This window comes from Vibrio casei (genome assembly GCF_002218025.2).
In the GTDB taxonomy this organism is placed as follows: Bacteria; Pseudomonadota; Gammaproteobacteria; order Enterobacterales; family Vibrionaceae; genus Vibrio; species Vibrio casei.
The window spans coordinates 59802-79030 of the sequence record NZ_AP018680.1 but is presented as its reverse complement, the minus strand read 5'-3'; the positions used below and the strand labels follow the sequence as shown (position 1 = coordinate 79030).

The 19229-nt window shown below is 42.0% G+C and carries 13 protein-coding genes, 7 tRNA genes and 2 rRNA genes; 3 read left to right on the top strand and 19 right to left on the bottom strand.

Going from position 1 to position 19229, the window contains the following annotated elements; genetic code table 11:
* Nucleotides 1–12 precede the first annotated feature (12 nt).
* The 12 genes from rpoB to VCASEI_RS00360 form a co-directional block, all read right to left on the bottom strand.
* Nucleotides 13–4041, bottom strand: a complete 4029-nt coding sequence (gene rpoB, locus VCASEI_RS00415; RefSeq protein ID WP_086962431.1) for a DNA-directed RNA polymerase subunit beta — start codon at nucleotides 4039–4041, stop codon at nucleotides 13–15.
* A 275-nt stretch (nucleotides 4042–4316) separates the two neighbouring features.
* Nucleotides 4317–4682, bottom strand: coding sequence for a 50S ribosomal protein L7/L12 (rplL, locus tag VCASEI_RS00410; protein WP_086962433.1), 366 nt, complete (start codon nucleotides 4680–4682; stop codon nucleotides 4317–4319).
* A gap of 59 nt (nucleotides 4683–4741) precedes the next feature.
* On the bottom strand, nucleotides 4742–5236 hold the full coding sequence (gene rplJ, locus VCASEI_RS00405; protein WP_086962434.1) for a 50S ribosomal protein L10: 495 nt from the start codon (nucleotides 5234–5236) through the stop codon (nucleotides 4742–4744).
* A gap of 287 nt (nucleotides 5237–5523) precedes the next feature.
* Nucleotides 5524–6228 carry a 50S ribosomal protein L1 gene (rplA, locus tag VCASEI_RS00400; protein WP_086962436.1) on the bottom strand — a complete coding sequence of 235 codons (705 nt, stop codon included), beginning with the start codon at nucleotides 6226–6228 and terminating at the stop codon, nucleotides 5524–5526.
* 4 nt (nucleotides 6229–6232) lie between these two features.
* Nucleotides 6233–6661: a 50S ribosomal protein L11 gene (gene rplK / locus VCASEI_RS00395; RefSeq protein WP_086962438.1), complete on the bottom strand. Its 429-nt coding sequence runs from the start codon at nucleotides 6659–6661 to the stop codon at nucleotides 6233–6235.
* A 144-nt stretch (nucleotides 6662–6805) separates the two neighbouring features.
* Nucleotides 6806–7354 carry a transcription termination/antitermination protein NusG gene (gene nusG / locus VCASEI_RS00390; RefSeq protein WP_086962439.1) on the bottom strand — a complete coding sequence of 183 codons (549 nt, stop codon included), beginning with the start codon at nucleotides 7352–7354 and terminating at the stop codon, nucleotides 6806–6808.
* A gap of 12 nt (nucleotides 7355–7366) precedes the next feature.
* Nucleotides 7367–7744 carry a preprotein translocase subunit SecE gene (secE, locus tag VCASEI_RS00385; protein WP_086962441.1) on the bottom strand — a complete coding sequence of 126 codons (378 nt, stop codon included), beginning with the start codon at nucleotides 7742–7744 and terminating at the stop codon, nucleotides 7367–7369.
* Nucleotides 7745–7996: 252 nt separating this feature from the next.
* Nucleotides 7997–9181: an elongation factor Tu gene (gene tuf / locus VCASEI_RS00380; RefSeq protein WP_110957749.1), complete on the bottom strand. Its 1185-nt coding sequence runs from the start codon at nucleotides 9179–9181 to the stop codon at nucleotides 7997–7999.
* Between the two features lie 111 nt (nucleotides 9182–9292).
* Nucleotides 9293–9369, bottom strand: a tRNA-Thr gene (locus VCASEI_RS00375).
* Between the two features lie 29 nt (nucleotides 9370–9398).
* A tRNA-Gly gene (locus VCASEI_RS00370) sits at nucleotides 9399–9473 on the bottom strand.
* A 65-nt stretch (nucleotides 9474–9538) separates the two neighbouring features.
* Nucleotides 9539–9623 (bottom strand) — tRNA-Tyr (locus tag VCASEI_RS00365).
* 38 nt (nucleotides 9624–9661) lie between these two features.
* Nucleotides 9662–9737: transfer RNA gene (locus tag VCASEI_RS00360), tRNA-Thr, on the bottom strand.
* A gap of 206 nt (nucleotides 9738–9943) precedes the next feature.
* On the opposite strand from VCASEI_RS00360, the gene coaA reads away from it, so the two are divergent.
* A complete protein-coding gene (coaA, locus tag VCASEI_RS00355; RefSeq protein ID WP_086962480.1) occupies nucleotides 9944–10867 on the top strand; it encodes a type I pantothenate kinase in 924 nt (307 codons plus the stop codon).
* A gap of 27 nt (nucleotides 10868–10894) precedes the next feature.
* Here the strand turns inward: coaA and birA are convergent, their stop codons facing one another.
* Together birA and murB are read right to left on the bottom strand one after the other, a co-directional pair.
* A complete protein-coding gene (birA, locus tag VCASEI_RS00350; RefSeq protein ID WP_086962487.1) occupies nucleotides 10895–11857 on the bottom strand; it encodes a bifunctional biotin--[acetyl-CoA-carboxylase] ligase/biotin operon repressor BirA in 963 nt (320 codons plus the stop codon).
* 24 nt (nucleotides 11858–11881) lie between these two features.
* Nucleotides 11882–12937: a UDP-N-acetylmuramate dehydrogenase gene (gene murB / locus VCASEI_RS00345; RefSeq protein ID WP_086962482.1), complete on the bottom strand. Its 1056-nt coding sequence runs from the start codon at nucleotides 12935–12937 to the stop codon at nucleotides 11882–11884.
* 66 nt (nucleotides 12938–13003) lie between these two features.
* Here murB and VCASEI_RS00340 point away from each other — a divergent pair, with 66 nt between their 5' ends.
* Both VCASEI_RS00340 and pssA read left to right on the top strand, forming a co-directional pair.
* On the top strand, nucleotides 13004–13441 hold the full coding sequence (locus VCASEI_RS00340) for a GNAT family N-acetyltransferase (protein WP_086962484.1): 438 nt from the start codon (nucleotides 13004–13006) through the stop codon (nucleotides 13439–13441).
* A gap of 85 nt (nucleotides 13442–13526) precedes the next feature.
* Complete coding sequence (gene pssA / locus VCASEI_RS00335; protein ID WP_110957748.1) at nucleotides 13527–14867, top strand: CDP-diacylglycerol--serine O-phosphatidyltransferase; 1341 nt, start codon at nucleotides 13527–13529, stop codon at nucleotides 14865–14867.
* A 584-nt stretch (nucleotides 14868–15451) separates the two neighbouring features.
* On the opposite strand, the gene VCASEI_RS00330 is transcribed toward pssA, so the two are convergent.
* The 5 genes from VCASEI_RS00330 to VCASEI_RS00310 form a co-directional block, all read right to left on the bottom strand.
* Nucleotides 15452–15528, bottom strand: a tRNA-Asp gene (locus VCASEI_RS00330).
* Nucleotides 15529–15558: 30 nt separating this feature from the next.
* Nucleotides 15559–15674 (bottom strand): 5S ribosomal RNA (rrf, locus tag VCASEI_RS00325).
* Nucleotides 15675–15793: 119 nt separating this feature from the next.
* Nucleotides 15794–18681, bottom strand: a 23S ribosomal RNA gene (locus tag VCASEI_RS00320).
* 350 nt (nucleotides 18682–19031) lie between these two features.
* Nucleotides 19032–19107: transfer RNA gene (locus VCASEI_RS00315), tRNA-Val, on the bottom strand.
* Between the two features lie 28 nt (nucleotides 19108–19135).
* Nucleotides 19136–19211 (bottom strand) — tRNA-Ala (locus VCASEI_RS00310).
* Between the last annotated feature and the right edge of the window lie 18 nt (nucleotides 19212–19229).

Below are 19229 nucleotides of genomic sequence, written 5' to 3'. Positions count from 1 at the left end.
TATAAATAATAATTACTCTTCGTCTTCTAGCTCGATGTTAATACCTAGCGAACGAATCTCTTTCAACAATACGTTGAACGATTCTGGCATGCCAGGCTCCATGCTGTGATCGCCATCTACGATGTTTTTATACATCTTAGTACGACCGTTCACATCATCAGATTTAACAGTTAGCATTTCTTGAAGCGTGTAAGCAGCACCGTATGCTTCTAGTGCCCATACTTCCATCTCACCGAAACGCTGGCCACCGAACTGAGCTTTACCACCAAGTGGTTGCTGAGTTACTAGGCTGTAAGAGCCAGTAGAACGTGCGTGCATTTTGTCATCAACCAAGTGGTTCAGTTTCAACATGTACATGTAACCGACAGTTACAGGACGTTCAAACTTATCACCAGTGCGACCATCGTATAGGTCTAATTGACCCGATACAGGAAGGTCGGCAAGCGCAAGCAATTCTTTAATTGCTGGTTCATTTGCACCATCGAATACTGGTGTTGCGATCGGTAGACCGCCACGCAAGTTTCCGATCAGAGTACGAACTTCATCATCAGACAATTCAGCAATATTTACTTCTTGGCGGGTATCACCCAAGTCATAAACTTTTTGTAAGAACGTACGGAACTTAGCAAGCTCTTGTTGCTCTTTAACCATCTGATTAATCTTGTCACCAATACCTTTGGCAGCAAGACCTAAGTGTACTTCTAAGATCTGACCGATGTTCATACGTGAAGGTACACCCAGTGGGTTTAACACGATATCAACAGGTTGACCTTTTTCATCATAAGGCATGTCTTCAACAGGGTTAATCTTAGAGATAACACCCTTGTTACCATGACGACCCGCCATCTTATCACCAGGTTGAATACGACGTTTAACGGCTAAGTAAACCTTAACAATCTTCAGTACGCCCGGTGCAAGATCATCACCTTGAGTGATCTTACGACGTTTAGTTTCAAACTTCTTATCAAAGTCAGCTTTGATCTCATCCCACTGTTCAGCAAGTTGTTCAAGCTGAGATTGAAGAGTGTCATCTTCCAGTGTTTGAACTAACCATTGCTTACGATCAATCGCATCCAGCCTTGCTTCAGAGAAGCCACCAGATAGAAGCAATGAGCGAACACGAGCCAATAGACCGCCTTCTAAGATTTGAAACTCTTCAGTCAAATCTTTCTTCGCTTCTTTAAGCTGCATTTGTTCAATTTCAAGCGCACGCTTGTCTTTTTCTACGCCATCGCGAGTAAAGACTTGAACATCAATGATCGTACCAGAAACAGAGTTTGGTACACGTAGCGATGTATCTTTAACATCCGATGCTTTTTCACCGAAGATAGCTCGTAGAAGCTTCTCTTCAGGAGTCAGTTGCGTTTCACCTTTAGGCGTTACTTTACCAACTAGAATGTCACCACCTTTCACTTCAGCACCAATGTAAACAATACCTGACTCATCTAGTTTAGACAGAGCAGACTCACCTACGTTTGGAATATCAGCGGTAATTTCTTCGCTACCAAGCTTGGTATCACGAGCCACACAAGACAGTTCTTGAATGTGAATCGTAGTGAAACGGTCTTCTTGAACAACACGCTCAGAAACCAAGATGGAATCTTCGAAGTTGTAACCATTCCAAGGCATAAATGCGATACGCATGTTTTGGCCAAGCGCTAACTCACCAAGGTCAGTTGAAGGACCATCAGCAATAACATCACCGCGTGCACAGCGTTCACCAGGCAATACGGTTGGGCGTTGGTTAATACATGTGTTTTGGTTAGAACGAGTGTATTTAGTTAAGTTATAGATATCGATACCAGCTTCGCCAGGTACTAATTCATCTTCATTAACTTTTACTACGATACGAGAAGCATCAACAGATTGAACTGTACCGCCACGTTTCGCGACCGCTGTAACACCTGAATCGACCGCCACATTACGCTCAATACCAGTACCTACTAACGGCTTATCAGCGCGTAATGTAGGAACCGCTTGGCGTTGCATGTTCGCACCCATCAATGCACGGTTCGCATCATCGTGTTCTAGGAACGGGATAAGCGAGGCAGCGATAGATACTACTTGGTTTGTTGCCACGTCCATGTAGTTAACATGGTCACGCGGGTGAAGACCAGATTCACCTTTTTGACGAGCTGTGATCAGCTCTTCAGCAAATGTGCTGGTTTCAGTCAAGTGTGCGTTCGCCTGAGCGATAACAAACTGACCTTCTTCAATAGCAGAAAGGTAATCCACTTCTTCGGTTACAACACCATCAACAACGCGACGGTACGGAGTCTCAAGGAAACCGTATTCATTACAACGAGCAAACGCTGATAATGAGTTGATCAAACCGATGTTTGGACCTTCTGGCGTTTCGATTGGACATAGACGACCGTAGTGAGTTACGTGAACATCACGTACTTCAAAGCCGGCACGCTCACGTGTCAAACCGCCAGGACCTAAAGCAGAAATACGACGCTTATGCGTCACTTCCGACAACGGGTTGTTCTGATCCATAAATTGAGAAAGCTGTGATGAGCCAAAGAACTCTTTCACTGCTGCTGAAATCGGCTTAGCATTGATAAGATCTTGAGGCATAATCGCATCTAAATCACCAAGACTTAGGCGTTCTTTTACTGCACGTTCAACACGGACTAGACCAACTCGGAATTGGTTTTCAGCCATTTCACCAACGCTGCGGATACGACGGTTACCAAGGTGATCAATATCATCGACCTCACCAATACCGTTACGGATACCGATCAGCTTTTTCATTACTGCAATGATATCCGTTTCATCGAGGATACCTTGCTCTTGTGCGCCTTCACGTTCAATAGAGCTATTAAACTTCATACGACCAACAGTCGATAAGTCATAACGCTCTTCAGCAAAGAATAAACTATTAAATAGTGATTCAGCAGCTTCTTTTGTTGGTGGCTCGCCAGGGCGCATCATGCGATAGATTTCTACTAATGCAGAAATACGATCGGTTGTACTGTCAACACGTAAAGTGTCAGACATAAATGGGCCATGGTCTAAGTCATTAGTAAACAGAACTTCAAGCTTTTTATAACCAGCTTGAGAAAGGTTCGCTAATGCTTCTAAAGAAATTTCTTGGTTCGCTGAGACAATCACTTCGCCAGTTGCTTCATCGATGTAATCTTTCGATGCAACTTTCCCAACGATGTACTCCACTGGCACTTCAATGAATTCGACACCGTCTTTTTCTAGGTTACGAATATGACGAGCTGTAACACGGCGACCAGCTTCAACGTAAACAGTACCATTTGATTCAATATCAAATGATGCCGTTTCACCACGTAGACGATCTGGTACCAACTCCATTAATAGAGTTTGATCTTTCACTTCAAAGCGTACTTTTTCAAAAAAGATATCTAAGATTTCTTCTGTTGTTTTATGCAAAGCACGTAAAATGATAGATGCAGGTAGTTTACGACGACGATCGATACGAACGTACAAGTTATCCTTAGGATCAAACTCAAAGTCTAACCATGAGCCGCGATAAGGAATAACTCGTGCATTATAAAGCACTTTACCTGAAGAATGGGTTTTACCCTTATCGCTGTCGAAGAACACGCCTGGGCTTCGGTGCAACTGGGATACGATAACCCTCTCAGTACCATTGATTACGAAGGTGCCATTGTCTGTCATGAGAGGAATTTCACCCATGTAGACTTCTTGTTCTTTAATATCTTTTACGGTACCTGCTGGTGCGTCTTTATCAAAAACGACTAAGCGCAGTTTAACGCGTAGCGGTTTCGAATAAGTGACACCACGTATTTGACATTCTTTAACATCAAATACTGGCTCACCAAGACGGTAGCTAACGTATTGCAGCTCAGAATTGCCGTTATAGCTCTGAATTGGAAAAACAGAACGAAAGGCAGCTTCAAGACCATATTGGCCTTCTGGATCCTGTTCAATGAACTTGTCGAATGAATCGAGCTGGATCGATAGCAAATATGGAACGTCCAAAACTTGTGGACGCTTACCAAAATCCTTACGGATGCGCTTTTTCTCGGTGTAAGAGTAAACCATGGGGTTCCTCAGCTAGCTGATAAGTGACCCAAACTGCCCAAGACTCGTTGATATCAATTACATTGATAAAACGGAGGACAGTGACTAACAACACTGTTTTACTGGACACTCTAACCTCATCTGAAAGTACATTTCAGCAGAACCTTAGAAGTGTTTTTTGCTTGAATATAGACGCCTAAACAGCGGGAAAATTAGCCTATACCCTACAGCGCAAAAAGGCTGGTGGTTAATTAACCACCAGCCATTAGCCTTACGGCTAAGAAACTAAGTAAAAATTACTTAATTTCAACAGAAGCACCAGCTTCTTCTAGTTGTGCTTTAAGAGCTTCAGCTTCTTCTTTAGAAGCAGCTTCTTTGATAGCTGCAGGTGCACTATCAACTAAACCTTTAGCTTCTTTCAGGCCAAGACCTGTAGCGCCACGTACCGCTTTAATTACAGATACTTTGTTTGCGCCAGCAGAAGTTAGAATTACGTCGAATTCAGATTGCTCTTCAGCCGCTTCAGCAGCAGCACCGCCAGCAACAACAGCAGCAGCAGCAGATACGCCGAATTTTTCTTCCATAGCTTCGATAAGCTCAACAACTTGCATTACAGACATTTCTGCAACTGCGTCTAGGATTTGCTCGTTAGTAATAGACATAACAATTCTCTTTTAAAGTTAACAATAAGTTTATATGGTAATCAGAAATAAGTGTGGGCTTATGCCGCAACTTCTTGTTTTTGATCACGAACAGCAGCGATAGTACGTACCAACTTGCCAGCAGAAGCTTCTTTCATGCACATCATTAAGCGTGCAATTGCTTCGTCGTAAGTAGGTAGTGTCGCTAGTACATCAGCGTCAGCTAATGCGCCTTCAAATGCAGCAGCTTTGATCTCAAATTTTTTGTTCTCTTTTGCAAAGTCTTTAAAAAGACGCGCAGCAGCACCAGGGTGCTCATTAGAGAAACCGATCAAAGTAGGACCAACGAATACCTCTGTTAGACATTCGTAGTCTGTGCCAACTACCGCACGACGAGCCAATGTGTTACGAACAACTTTCAAGTAAACACCCGCTTCACGAGCTTGTTTACGTAGAGAAGTCATCGCGCCAACAGCAACGCCACGAGAGTCAGCAACAACTGCAGAAAGTGCACCATTGGCTGCTTCGTTAACTTCAGCAACAATTGCTTGTTTGTCTTGAAGATTTAAAGCCATTTGGATTTACTCCTGGTTGTAGTTACACCATTCACTAATTATTTAATGAATGTTCTTACGGTGCATTCCCAAATGAATATCTCTAATGAAATACAACCATCCGTTCGGGCACCATCTACGTAGGTATAATTAAGTTTTATTCATAAAAATGAATAAAACGCCTACGGTCTTGGATGAAAGCATCATTTTTCCTGTCTTTTTCCAAAAAGAATCAGACAAAACAAGCAACACTCCAACCATGAATTAGGCGCAAAATTATACACAAATTTTACGCCTAAGCAAATTAATTAAACTGCTTGAGTATTCAAACTAGCTTGATCAACCGTCACACCAGCACCCATAGTGGTAGAGATGCTTACTTTCTTCAGGAAAGTACCTTTCGCTGAAGATGGTTTTGCTTTCTTAAGAGCAACTAAAAGAGCTTCTAAGTTCTCTTGTAGCTGGTTAGATTCAAAAGAAACTTTACCAATAGTAGTGTGAATTATGCCATTTTTGTCATTACGGTAACGAACCTGACCAGCTTTAGCATTTTTAACTGCTTGAGCAACATTAGGTGTTACAGTGCCAACTTTAGGATTTGGCATTAGACCACGAGGACCTAAGATAGTACCTAATTGACCAACAACGCGCATTGCATCTGGAGAAGCAACAACAACGTCAAAGTTCATTTCGCCTTTCTTAACTAGCTCAGCAAGATCTTCCATACCAACAATATCTGCGCCAGCTTCTTTAGCTGCTTCAGCGTTTGCACCTTGAGTGAACACTGCAACGCGGATGTCACGGCCTGTACCATGTGGAAGTACCGTTGCGCCACGAACGTTTTGGTCTGATTTACGAGCATCGATGCCAAGATTAACAGCAACGTCAACGCTTTCTACGAATTTTGCAGTTGCTAATTCTTTAAGAAGAGCTACCGCTTCATTGATTTCGTATTCTTTTGTCACTTCCACTTTAGAGCGGATAGTTTTCATACGCTTAGTAAGTTTTGCCATGATCTTATCCTTCTACCACTAGGCCCATTGAACGAGCAGTACCCGCGATAGAACGCTTCATCGCTTCGATGTCTGCGCCAGTCATATCTGCAGCTTTAGTTTCAGCAATCTCTTGAATCTGAGCATCAGTAATTGTACCAACTTTCTCAGTATTTGGACGGCCAGAACCAGACTTAACGCCAGCAGCTTTCTTAAGAAGAACAGCAGCAGGTGGAGTCTTAGTTACAAATGTGAAAGAACGGTCATTGTATACAGAGATAACAACTGGTGTTGGAAGACCTTTCTCAAGAGATTCTGTTTTTGCGTTAAATGCTTTACAGAATTCCATGATGTTTACACCGTGTTGACCTAATGCAGGACCAACTGGTGGACTTGGATTCGCCATACCAGCTGCAACTTGCAGTTTGATATAAGCTTCTACTTTCTTAGCCATTTTAATTCCTAATTTTTGGGTACAAACGCTAATCAACCGATCAGCTCCCCGCTAGCTTTACATTAATACCTGTAAAAAGGCGCGAAATTATAGTCAAATTTCACACCAAAAACAAGTCTTTTGATGCTTTATTAAGCAAACGTATTAGTCTGCCTTTTCAACTTGACTGAACTCAAGCTCAACTGGCGTAGCACGACCAAAGATCGATACTGACACTTTTAAGCGGCTTTTTTCATAGTCAACTTGCTCAACCGTACCATTAAAGTCAGCAAATGGGCCCTCTGTAACACGCACCACTTCACCTGCTTCAAATAAAGTTTTAGGCCTTGGAGCTTCACTCGCTTGCTCTAAACGGTTTAAAATAGCATCAGCTTCTTTATCCGAAATAGGAGCAGGGCGATCGGAGGTCCCACCAATAAAGCCCATAACACGCGGAATACTGCGCACTAAGTGCCATGATTCGTCATTCATCACCATTTGAACTAATACATAGCCTGGGAAAAATTTACGCTCACTCTTACGACGCTGACCAGCACGCATTTCAACAACTTCTTCAGTAGGGACTAAAACGTCACCGAAAAAATCTTCCATTTCGTGCATTTTAATATACTCACGAAGAGATTGTGCAACACGACCTTCAAAACCAGAAAAGGCTTGAACGACATACCAGCGTTTTTTTGGTGCTTCACTCATGCTTAAAACCCCTTACACCCCAGTTGCTAGAGCAATTAGACGAACCATAATGCCGTCAATTCCCCATAGCAATAGAGCCATTACAATACTTACGGCTAATACGATAAATGTGGTTTGTATGGTTTCTTGGCGAGTTGGCCAAACAACTTTACGGACCTCAAGCTTTGCTTCTCGAGCAAATGTTATCGTAGCTTTACCTTTCGTTGTTAACGCTGCAACACCTAAAGCGGCCGCGATTAAAATAACAACGGCTGCTGCTCGAATGGCAACAGACATTTCACCATATAGGGAATTCCCCACAACAGCAGTAGCTAGCAGAGCAAAAGTGATAAACCACTTAAAAGCATCTGCCGCTTTTGAGCTCTCATGAGTTTCAACATTGGCTTTCATATACAAACCTGTGAAAAGTTTTACTTAAACGACAATAACCCCGCTATTGCAGGGCTAACTCATTAGTCTCATGACAAGCCATGAACTAAATAAATTAGATAAACATCTAATACAATTCTTTACTGAAATATTGCTAAAATCAGCGCAAAAGCGCCTTAATTTTATTCAGTGTAGAAAAAGGGCATCAAATGATGCCCTTTTTGATAGTCGTTAGTCAAATACAATTCGTATTTAAACTTAAAGTTTGGCTAATTAAGCGATAACTTTCGCAACAACACCAGCACCAACTGTACGGCCACCTTCACGGATTGCGAAACGTAGACCTTCATCCATCGCGATTGGAGCGATTAGCGTTACGATCATTTGTACGTTATCGCCAGGCATTACCATTTCAACGCCTTCTGGCAATTGAATGTCGCCAGTTACGTCCGTTGTACGGAAGTAAAACTGTGGACGGTAACCTTTGAAGAATGGAGTGTGACGTCCGCCTTCGTCTTTTGAAAGAACATAAACTTCTGATTCAAAAGTTGTGTGTGGGTTAATTGAACCTTTAGCAGCCAATACTTGACCACGTTCAACGTCATCACGCTTAGTACCACGTAGAAGTGCACCAACGTTCTCACCTGCACGACCTTCGTCAAGCAGTTTACGGAACATTTCAACACCAGTACAAGTAGTAAGAGTTGTATCTTTGATACCAACGATTTCTACTTCGTCACCTACGCGTAAGATACCGCGCTCGATACGACCCGTTACCACTGTACCACGACCTTGAATTGAGAATACATCTTCAATTGGTAGTAGGAATGGTTGGTCTACTGCACGCTCTGGCTCTGGGATGTAGTTGTCTAGTGCTTCTGCAAGCTCAACAATTTTCGCTTCCCATTGCTCTTCACCATTTAGTGCGCCAAGAGCTGAACCTTGGATTACTGGTAAATCATCACCTGGGTAATCGTATTCGCAAAGAAGTTCACGAACTTCCATTTCTACTAGCTCTAGAAGCTCTTCATCATCAACCATGTCACATTTGTTCATGAATACGATGATGTAAGGAATACCAACCTGACGACCAAGTAGGATGTGCTCACGAGTTTGTGGCATTGGACCATCAGTTGCAGCAACAACTAGGATACCACCGTCCATTTGAGCAGCACCAGTGATCATGTTTTTAACATAATCGGCGTGTCCTGGGCAGTCTACGTGTGCGTAGTGACGCGCTGGAGTATCGTACTCAACGTGAGAAGTTGCGATTGTGATACCACGCTCGCGCTCTTCTGGAGCGTTATCGATAGATGCGAAGTCTTTAGCAACACCACCGTACACTTTTGCAAGTGTAGTACAGATAGCAGCAGTAAGAGTTGTTTTACCGTGGTCAACGTGGCCGATAGTACCAACGTTTACGTGCGGTTTCGTACGTTCAAATTTTTCTTTAGACATGGATAGTCCCTCTAGGTACGGATTTGGTGGCTTTGATGACCACGTAACCAAAAAATAATATTACTTTTTAGTAAAGTAAGTGTATCTCAATCGGAAAATATTGCTTAAAACTGGTGCTGATACCCAGACTCGAACTGGGGACCTCACCCTTACCAAGGGTGCGCTCTACCGGGCTGAGCTATATCAGCACTGATTTGTTTTAAAAAAATGCAACTCTTGGAGCGTGCGGCGGGAATCGAACCCGCATCATCAGCTTGGAAGGCTGAGGTAATAGCCATTATACGACGCACGCATCTTTTATTAACACTGCATTTAATGCAATTTATCCATCAAACAGGAAAAACCGTTTGATAAATATGGTGGAGGGGGACGGATTCGAACCATCGAAGGCGGAGCCGGCAGATTTACAGTCTGCTCCCTTTGGCCACTCGGGAACCCCTCCAAATTTTTTTGCATACCATTTACTTAAAAATAAACAAATGGTGCCGACTACCGGAATCGAACTGGTGACCTACTGATTACAAGTCAGTTGCTCTACCTACTGAGCTAAGTCGGCGCAAGTGGTGCGAATTCTATTGAATGTTATTAAAGCTTGCAAGGGTAAAATGCAAAAAACCACTATTTTCAATAGTGGAATTGTCTTTTGAGCAGAAATACAGCAAAAAAACCTCAATTTACTACGAAAGTCACTTAACTGTTATTTGAAATCAAGCGAGCATGGTGTATCTTCCCACATCCTTTTTGGTGATTTTCGAGTCTTTTATGAACCCATACCTGTCATACAACCGAATTCAATGGTCTGAATTACGTAATTCAGTTCCAATGACTCTGACTCCTGATGATTTGACAGAGCTACAGGGAATTAATGAAAATCTTTCTATGGATGAAGTGACGGAAATATATCTTCCTCTTTCTCGCTTACTTAATTTATATGTCGCAGCAAGACAAAGCCGCAACCAAGTTCTTCATCAATTTTTTAATAAAGAAGAGAAATCGCCTCCTTTTATTATTGGAATTGCCGGTAGTGTTGCAGTAGGAAAAAGCACAACAGCTCGCTTACTTAAAGCCCTATTATCTCGATGGGAGAATCACCCTAAAGTTGAATTAATTACAACAGATGGATTCCTTCATCCAAATGAAAAATTAATTACGAACAATTTAATGGCAAGAAAGGGGTTTCCTGAATCTTATGATACAAAAGCATTGGTTGAATTTTTAAGTGATGTAAAAGCGTGTCGACGAAATATTGAAGTTCCTATCTATTCACATATCACCTACAACGTTACTGATGAAGTGAAAATTGTTGACCAACCCGATGTACTTATCATTGAAGGATTAAACGTTTTACAAAGTGGCAGCGATTACCCGGATAACCCTTTTAAAGTGTTTATCTCAGATTTTTTAGATTTCTCTATTTATGTTGATGCTGAAACTCAGAAAATTAAAGAATGGTACGTATCTCGATTTATGAAGTTACGCAAAGGAGCTTTCACTAAACCAGGGTCTTATTTCAGCCATTACACAAAGTTAACAGAGCAAGAATCTATCGATAAAGCGCAAAATATCTGGCAATCAATAAATGGAGTAAATCTTGAGCAAAATATATTACCTACACGGGATAAAGCTCAGTTAATCTTACGAAAAGGTAATAAACACATGGTTGAGGAAGTATTACTCCGTAAATAAAGCACATTATTAATGATCGGTTATCATTTATTCCACTTTACGTAATGAAATTTCACCACCAATATAAGTTTCAATCCCATTAATCGTCTCTATTTTAACCGCGCCCTGCTCAGTAATACCTTTACCAATACCAAAAACTTCTTTATTTCCTATCAGTAACTTAATGGGTTTATCTTTAAAGTTATCAAGTTCATTCCATCGTTTAACAAAGCTTGTCATTCCTTGTAATTCGTATTGCTCTAGCACCTTCACCCACCCTGCAATTAAAGCGATAACCACGTTATTTCTTGATGGCATATTCCCATCAAATACATGTGACAAATTGGACCATGGTTGATCAATAACAGATGACTCTCTATTCATATTAATATTCAACCCCATTCCAATAACAAGGTGAGCAACACCTCCAGTTTGCCCAGACATTTCAACAAGAATACCCGCTAATTTTTTATCTTGATAATACAAGTCATTTGGCCATTTTAGTTTTAAATCTTTAGCTCCAAGTGATTCAAGTGCATCCACTATTGCAACACCAATAGCAAGACTTAAACCCATGGCAGCAGCAACACCTGATTCTAACTTCCAATACATTGAAAAATACAAATTTGCCCCATAGGGTGATATCCACTGACGGCCACGACGACCGCGGCCATTAGCTTGATATTCAGCTATACAAACGGCACCATTATTCAAACGTTGTACGTTATCGAGAAGGTATTGATTCGTAGAATCGATTACAGGAAATAACTCAACTTCCCCTATAGAAGCCTGATTAATAATATTGAGGTCTAATAAGTCAATGGGATCTGTCAGTTGGTAGCCTTTACCTTGAACACGATAAACATCTACCCCCCACTCTTGAATACCTTTAACATGCTTGCTAATCGCAGCACGAGAAATACCTAATTGAGCCCCCAACATTTCCCCAGAGTGAAATTCACCATCAGATAATAGCTGCATGATTTGATGCTTCACAACATGTCCTTTGATTTTTTTTTCAGACATGATTACCTCTTATTCACAATTATTTTCAGAAAAAATAGCATCAAGATTTGTCTCACATTCAGAGTCAAAAAATCGAACTTCGTGCTCAAGTTCTACACCGTACTTATCCTTAACGGATTGTTTAATAAACCAAGCAAGATCAAGTACATCATTGGGTGTTGCACCTCCGCTATTAACAAGGACTAAAGCTTGCTGGGGATGCACTAAAGCCCCACCAATCTGATAACCTTTCAATCCACATCGATCGATTAACCAACCAGCTGCAATTTTAACGCCACCATCTTGCATAGAAAAGCCCGATAGCTCTGGGTAGATAGCTTTAAGCCGATTAAAGCACTCAAGAGAAAGAACTGGGTTTTTGAAAAAACTACCCGCATTACCAGTGACAAGCGGGTCCGGTAATTTTGAACGTCGAATATCACATATATACTCAAATACAGATTTTGGTGATGTTAGAAGCTCTTTTTCTTCTTTTAGTGGCCCGTAGGATAAATTGGGTTGCCACTTTTTAGGCAGCTTTAAGCCAACAGCAACAATAACCACTTTTCCTAATAATTGGTGTTTAAAAATTGAATCTCGATATCCAAATAGACATTGCTCTGCCATTAAACGAGTAATAGTAAATGTCTCTAGATTAAGATATTCAACATATTCACATATATCTTTTAGTTCAACGCCATAAGCGCCTATATTTTGAATTGGTGCACTGCCTACGCAACCCGGAATTAGAGCTAAATTTTCTAAGCCATGTATATTTTCCCCTAAAGTCCACTCCACTAATCCCGGCCAATCTTCACCCGAGGAAACATGTAAATGAACATGGTCAACCGATTCAACGACTGATTTACCAAGTAACCCATTAATAACTACGACGCCATGAAAAGGTTCCGTGAACAAAACATTACTGCCCTTTCCTAAAACTAATTTGGGTAACAAAAGCCACTCTGTTTTTTGATAAGCTTCGGTCAACTCATTAATTGTCGACGCCTCCACTAAAAAATCGCACGGCACATCAATACCGAAAGTATGGAAAGACTTAAGGCTTACATTTCGATTCACATTCATACTATTGATCACCTAAATTTATATTATGCTATTCTACCTTATCCATTAAACAAACACAGTGCTTCAATGAGTGAACTTACTTTTCAAGAACTTGAGCCTATAAAACTGCCGCTAATAAAGTCCATATATAAAGCGTTTTATCCATCCGCCAAGCCTAAAAAAACTGACACTATTATAGTTGGTTACCTTGAGCATGAAATTATCGCTATCGTTCGCTTTAGACCAATAGATAATGTTAATTTACTCACTGGTATGCTAGTCATACCCAAGTATAGGCTTTCTGGAGTGGCTCAAAAGCTATTACAATTTTGCCAGTCTGGATACTTAACAGATTCTTGCTATTGTTTTGCCTATCCTCATTTGAAAAATTTTTACCTAACCGCAGGCTTTAAAGTAAGAAAAACTGAAGATCTTCCTGCTCCACTCCAGCAATTATTTTCTCGGTATACATCAAATGGTAAGAATCTACTACCAATGCAGTACAAATACCAAGATATGGCATAAGATATCAACCATATAAGAATATGTTTACATAATTTGATAAAATAACGCCTATGATTTAGGCAGCATTTAAGGTTAATGAATTAATATGATAGCTAGTAAGGACTTACTCGAACAGCTACCAACCATAGCTCAAGATCCAGACGCTTTTGAAGTGCTATTCACCGCACAAAAATTTCGCGAACGATTATTGTCTGAAATCAAACAAGCATCCCAGCGTATCTATATCGTCACTTTATATCTAGAGAATGACGAAGCTGGTCGTGAAATATTGACTGCACTTTATGAAGCGAAACAACGCTATCCTGAAATGGAAGTAACTGTTTGCGTCGACTGGCATAGAGCTCAACGTGGGTTAATTGGTGCGGCAGATAGCGAGGGAAATGCTGCTCTTTATCAAGAATTTGCAAAAAAGTACCAATATCCAATATCCATTTTAGGTGTCCCTGTTCGTAGTAAAGAAGTTTTTGGCGTACTTCATTTAAAAGGCTTTATTATTGATAATACTGTTATTTATAGCGGGGCAAGTTTAAATAATATCTATTTACATCAAAGCAATAAGTATCGTTTTGATCGCTATCATATAATTCAAAACTCAAACCTTGCCAACACCATGGTGAATTATATAAAAAAATACATTAGCCTAAATCCTGCGGTAAATTGCTTATCACAAAAAAGCAAGCCGACGACAAAATCCATCAAACTAGAAATTAAACAATTTAGATCTCAATTAGCTCAATCCAGTTACGAGTTTGATTCAGAAGTAGTTCCAGCCGGAAAAGTAGGAATATCACCGTTAGTTGGTGTAGGAAAAAGGCGAAATAAACTAAACCTCCACATCAATAACCTAATAGCTTGTGCAGAAAGAGAAATAACGATATTAACTCCTTATTTTAATTTCCCTAATAGCATAGCTAAAGAGGTAAAACGGGCAATTAGACGGGGCGTCAAAGTCACAATTATTGTAGGAGATAAAACAGCCAATGATTTCTATATTCCACCAGAGGAAAAATTTAAAACAATTGCAGGCCTACCTTACCTGTATGAAATGAACCTGCGCCAGTTTGCTAGAATCAATGAGGCACATATGGCCAGCCGCCAACTTTCTATTTATCTCTGGAAACATGGCAATAACAGTTTTCATTTGAAAGGAATGTGGGTTGATAAAGAATACATGTTACTTACTGGTAATAATTTTAACCCAAGGGCATGGAAATTAGACCTAGAAAATGGGTTACTAATCAAAGATCCTGAAAATTTACTCACAGAAAAATTTAACAACGAAATCAATTTAATATTAGAACATACTCATTTAGTTGGAAGTTATAAACAATTAGAATGTATAGATCATTACCCTGAAGGCGTTCAAAAACTGATTCGTAAAATAAAGCGCGTCAGAGCGGATAGAGTGTTAAAACAAATCCTATAAACTATTTGCACATGCGCACCCCAATAGATAATCCATTACTTTCTATGAAGTTTATAGCATTAAATAATAGGATCAATTGAATAGGTATAACTAAAAACTCTATAACTACCAACATTTTAAAGTAACGTAGATCCAGTCTAATATGAATTGATACTTTTATTCAAACGTCCGATGTACATTAAACTAACTTTAAAGTTCAATATCATTGGGCGTTTGTATTTTAGGGTTCCACTGATCCTTTAACCATTACCATACCTCATCTATGTCCTTCACAACTGGTCCTCCTTTCTGAATAAATACAGGTATTCCTCTAGACCAATCTAGTCGACCACAACCCCGAAGCCAAGTTAAAATCGTAAAGCGGCTATTGAATACCATATTATCTTGAGTTAATTCATAAATAAATTCACCATTTTCTACTTGGTTTACAACGGTAAATTTAAAAGTAAGGGAGTAATCTCGTTGAATTCATTTAGTGGTTATTCTCCAATTTTTAAGCTTGGAAAGTATCAACCTTATTTAACACTAGCTATAAAAACAAAAAAGCCTGACTCTTTCGAATCAGGCTTTCATCTAAAAATAAGTGGCGGAGTGGACGGGACTCGAACCCGCGACCCCCGGCGTGACAGGCCGGTATTCTAACCAACTGAACTACCACTCCGCAGTGTCTATTCAGTAAACTAAATTTAAAGCCTGGCGATGTCCTACTCTCACATGGGGAAACCCCACACTACCATCGGCGCTACTTCGTTTCACTTCTGAGTTCGGCATGGAATCAGGTGGGTCCAAAGCGCTATGGTCGCCAAGCAAATTCTTTGGTTAAACGCAAAAGCGTTTAACTTAATTCGGAAAGCTGTTCGTTCTCACACTCATTCAAGTATGTCTTATATCTATTAAATCCAACAACAAAACCCTTTAGGTGTTGTATGGTTAAGCCTCACGGGCAATTAGTATTGGTTAGCTCAACGCCTCGCAGCGCTTACACACCCAACCTATCAACGTCGTAGTCTCCGACAACCCTTTAGGACGCTTAAAGCGCCAGGGAAGACTCATCTCAGGGCTCGCTTCGTGCTTAGATGCTTTCAGCACTTATCGATTCCGAACTTAGCTACCGGGCAATGCCATTGGCATGACAACCCGAACACCAGAGGTTCGTCCACTCCGGTCCTCTCGTACTAGGAGCAGCCCCCTTCAATCTTCCAACGCCCACGGCAGATAGGGACCGAACTGTCTCACGACGTTCTAAACCCAGCTCGCGTACCACTTTAAATGGCGAACAGCCATACCCTTGGGACCGACTTCAGCCCCAGGATGTGATGAGCCGACATCGAGGTGCCAAACACCGCCGTCGATATGAACTCTTGGGCGGTATCAGCCTGTTATCCCCGGAGTACCTTTTATCCGTTGAGCGATGGCCCTTCCATTCAGAACCACCGGATCACTATGACCTGCTTTCGCACCTGCTCGAATTGTCATTCTCGCAGTCAAGCGGGCTTATGCCATTGCACTAACCACACGATGTCCAACCGTGTTTAGCCCACCTTCGTGCTCCTCCGTTACTCTTTGGGAGGAGACCGCCCCAGTCAAACTACCCACCAGGCACTGTCCTCACCCCAGATAATGGGGCTAAGTTAGAACATCAACACTACAAGGGTGGTATTTCAAGGTTGACTCCACATCCACTGGCGTGAATGCTTCAAAGTCTCCCACCTATCCTACACATGTAGGGTCAATGTTCAGTGCCAAGCTGTAGTAAAGGTTCACGGGGTCTTTCCGTCTAGCCGCGGGTACACTGCATCTTCACAGCGATTTCAATTTCACTGAGTCTCGGGTGGAGACAGCGTGGCCATCATTACGCCATTCGTGCAGGTCGGAACTTACCCGACAAGGAATTTCGCTACCTTAGGACCGTTATAGTTACGGCCGCCGTTTACCGGGGCTTCGATCAAGAGCTTCTCCGAAGATAACCCCATCAATTAACCTTCCGGCACCGGGCAGGCGTCACACCGTATACGTCATCTTACGATTTTGCACAGTGCTGTGTTTTTAATAAACAGTTGCAGCCACCTGGTATCTGCGACTCCCGTCAGCTTAGAGAGCAAGTCTCATCACCAACAAGAGCGTACCTTCTCCCGAAGTTACGGTACCATTTTGCCTAGTTCCTTCACCCGAGTTCTCTCAAGCGCCTTGGTATTCTCTACCCGACCACCTGTGTCGGTTTGGGGTACGATTTCTTACAAACTGAAGCTTAGAGGCTTTTCCTGGAAGCATGGCATCAATGACTTCACTACCGTAGTAGCTCGACATCGTGTCTCAGCCTAACAATTTCCCGGATTTACCTAAGAAATTAGCCTACGCACTTGAACCTGGACAACCATCGCCAGGCCCACCTAGCCTTCTCCGTCCCCCCATCGCATTTATAAGAAGTACGGGAATATTAACCCGTTTCCCATCGACTACGCTTTTCAGCCTCGCCTTAGGGGTCGACTTACCCTGCCCCGATTAACGTTGGACAGGAACCCTTGGTCTTCCGGCGAGGGAGTTTTTCACTCCCTTTATCGTTACTCATGTCAGCATTCGCACTTCTGATACCTCCAGCAAACTTCTCAGTTCACCTTCAACGGCTTACAGAACGCTCCCCTACCCATCCTAGTAAACTAGGATGCCGCAGCTTCGGTGTATAGCTTAGCCCCGTTACATCTTCCGCGCAGGCCGACTCGACCAGTGAGCTATTACGCTTTCTTTAAATGATGGCTGCTTCTAAGCCAACATCCTGGCTGTCTGAGCCTTCCCACATCGTTTCCCACTTAGCTATACTTTGGGACCTTAGCTGGCGGTCTGGGTTGTTTCCCTCTCCACGACGGACGTTAGCACCCGCCGTGTGTCTCCCGGATAGTACTTACTGGTATTCGGAGTTTGCAAAGGGTTGGTAAGTCGGGATGACCCCCTAGCCTTAACAGTGCTCTACCCCCAGTAGTATTCGTCCGAGGCGCTACCTAAATAGCTTTCGGGGAGAACCAGCTATCTCCAGGTTTGATTGGCCTTTCACCCCTAGCCACAAGTCATCCGCTAATTTTTCAACATTAGTCGGTTCGGTCCTCCAATTGATGTTACTCAATCTTCAACCTGCCCATGGCTAGATCACCTGGTTTCGGGTCTATACCTAGCAACTCGACGCCCAGTTAAGACTCGGTTTCCCTACGGCTCCCCTATACGGTTAACCTTGCTACTAAATATAAGTCGCTGACCCATTATACAAAAGGTACGCAGTCACACCACGAAGGTGCTCCTACTGCTTGTACGTACACGGTTTCAGGTTCTATTTCACTCCCCTCACAGGGGTTCTTTTCGCCTTTCCCTCACGGTACTGGTTCACTATCGGTCAGTCAGGAGTATTTAGCCTTGGAGGATGGTCCCCCCATGTTCAGACAGGATATCACGTGTCCCGCCTTACTCGTTTTCACTTAGTATGCGTTGTCGGTTACGGGGCTATCACCCTGTATCGCGGCACTTTCCAGAGCCTTCACCTGACGCATATAAAGCTTAAGGGCTAATCCAATTTCGCTCGCCGCTACTTTCGGAATCTCGGTTGATTTCTCTTCCTCGGGGTACTTAGATGTTTCAGTTCCCCCGGTTCGCCTTATTAACCTATGTATTCAGTTAATAATACGTGCTTATGCACGTGGGTTTCCCCATTCGGAAATCGTAGACTCAAGTGGCTTTTACTGCCTAATCTACGCTTATCGCAAGTTAATACGTCCTTCATCGCCTCTGACTGCCTAGGCATCCACCGTGTACGCTTATTCACTTAACCATACAACCCAAAAGGGTCTTTATGTATGTCAACTAAATAAGGTTTAGTTTTTGTTTATTTTGGAGGGTAATCCAAAATAAACGATTTGCCGGACTCAATAGAACAAACCATTACTGGTTTGTAGAATACAAGACACTTGAATGTGTGTTGTTACTCATCACTTGCAAGCAATAAGATTTGAGAACTTTTATTAAGATAAACAGTAAATGTTTATCTAGTCAGCTTTCCAAATTGTTAAAGAGCAAGAGTTTATTCTTTTCAAACAAACCACTTTTTAAAGACTTTCGGCGACAAAGAATCCCATCCAAAGTAGTTATTGGATGCGAAGCATCGTAAAAGCATTTAAAGAGTGGTGGGCGATACCGGGCTCGAACCAGTGACCCCCTGCTTGTAAGGCAGGTGCTCTCCCAACTGAGCTAATCGCCCTTAATATTTCAATTCCTTAAGGAAGGAATGGTGGAGCTATGCGGGATCGAACCGCAGACCTCCTGCGTGCAAGGCAGGCGCTCTCCCAGCTGAGCTATAGCCCCATATATCTAAATAAGATA

What these genes read in the sequence shown, in the direction of transcription:
- pssA (WP_110957748.1), top strand. Translation starts at nt 13,527, where the DNA reads ATGATAGCTAGTAAGGACTTACTCGAACAGCTACCAACCATAGCTCAA.
- secE (WP_086962441.1), bottom strand. Translation starts at nt 7,744, where the DNA reads ATGAAAGCCAATGTTGAAACTCATGAGAGCTCAAAAGCGGCAGATGCT.
- tuf (WP_110957749.1), bottom strand. Translation starts at nt 9,181, where the DNA reads ATGTCTAAAGAAAAATTTGAACGTACGAAACCGCACGTAAACGTTGGT.
- rpoB (WP_086962431.1), bottom strand. Translation starts at nt 4,041, where the DNA reads ATGGTTTACTCTTACACCGAGAAAAAGCGCATCCGTAAGGATTTTGGT.
- rplA (WP_086962436.1), bottom strand. Translation starts at nt 6,228, where the DNA reads ATGGCAAAACTTACTAAGCGTATGAAAACTATCCGCTCTAAAGTGGAA.
- rplL (WP_086962433.1), bottom strand. Translation starts at nt 4,682, where the DNA reads ATGTCTATTACTAACGAGCAAATCCTAGACGCAGTTGCAGAAATGTCT.
- rplK (WP_086962438.1), bottom strand. Translation starts at nt 6,661, where the DNA reads ATGGCTAAGAAAGTAGAAGCTTATATCAAACTGCAAGTTGCAGCTGGT.
- coaA (WP_086962480.1), top strand. Translation starts at nt 9,944, where the DNA reads ATGAACCCATACCTGTCATACAACCGAATTCAATGGTCTGAATTACGT.
- murB (WP_086962482.1), bottom strand. Translation starts at nt 12,937, where the DNA reads ATGAATGTGAATCGAAATGTAAGCCTTAAGTCTTTCCATACTTTCGGT.
- nusG (WP_086962439.1), bottom strand. Translation starts at nt 7,354, where the DNA reads ATGAGTGAAGCACCAAAAAAACGCTGGTATGTCGTTCAAGCCTTTTCT.
- VCASEI_RS00340 (WP_086962484.1), top strand. Translation starts at nt 13,004, where the DNA reads ATGAGTGAACTTACTTTTCAAGAACTTGAGCCTATAAAACTGCCGCTA.
- rplJ (WP_086962434.1), bottom strand. Translation starts at nt 5,236, where the DNA reads ATGGCTTTAAATCTTCAAGACAAACAAGCAATTGTTGCTGAAGTTAAC.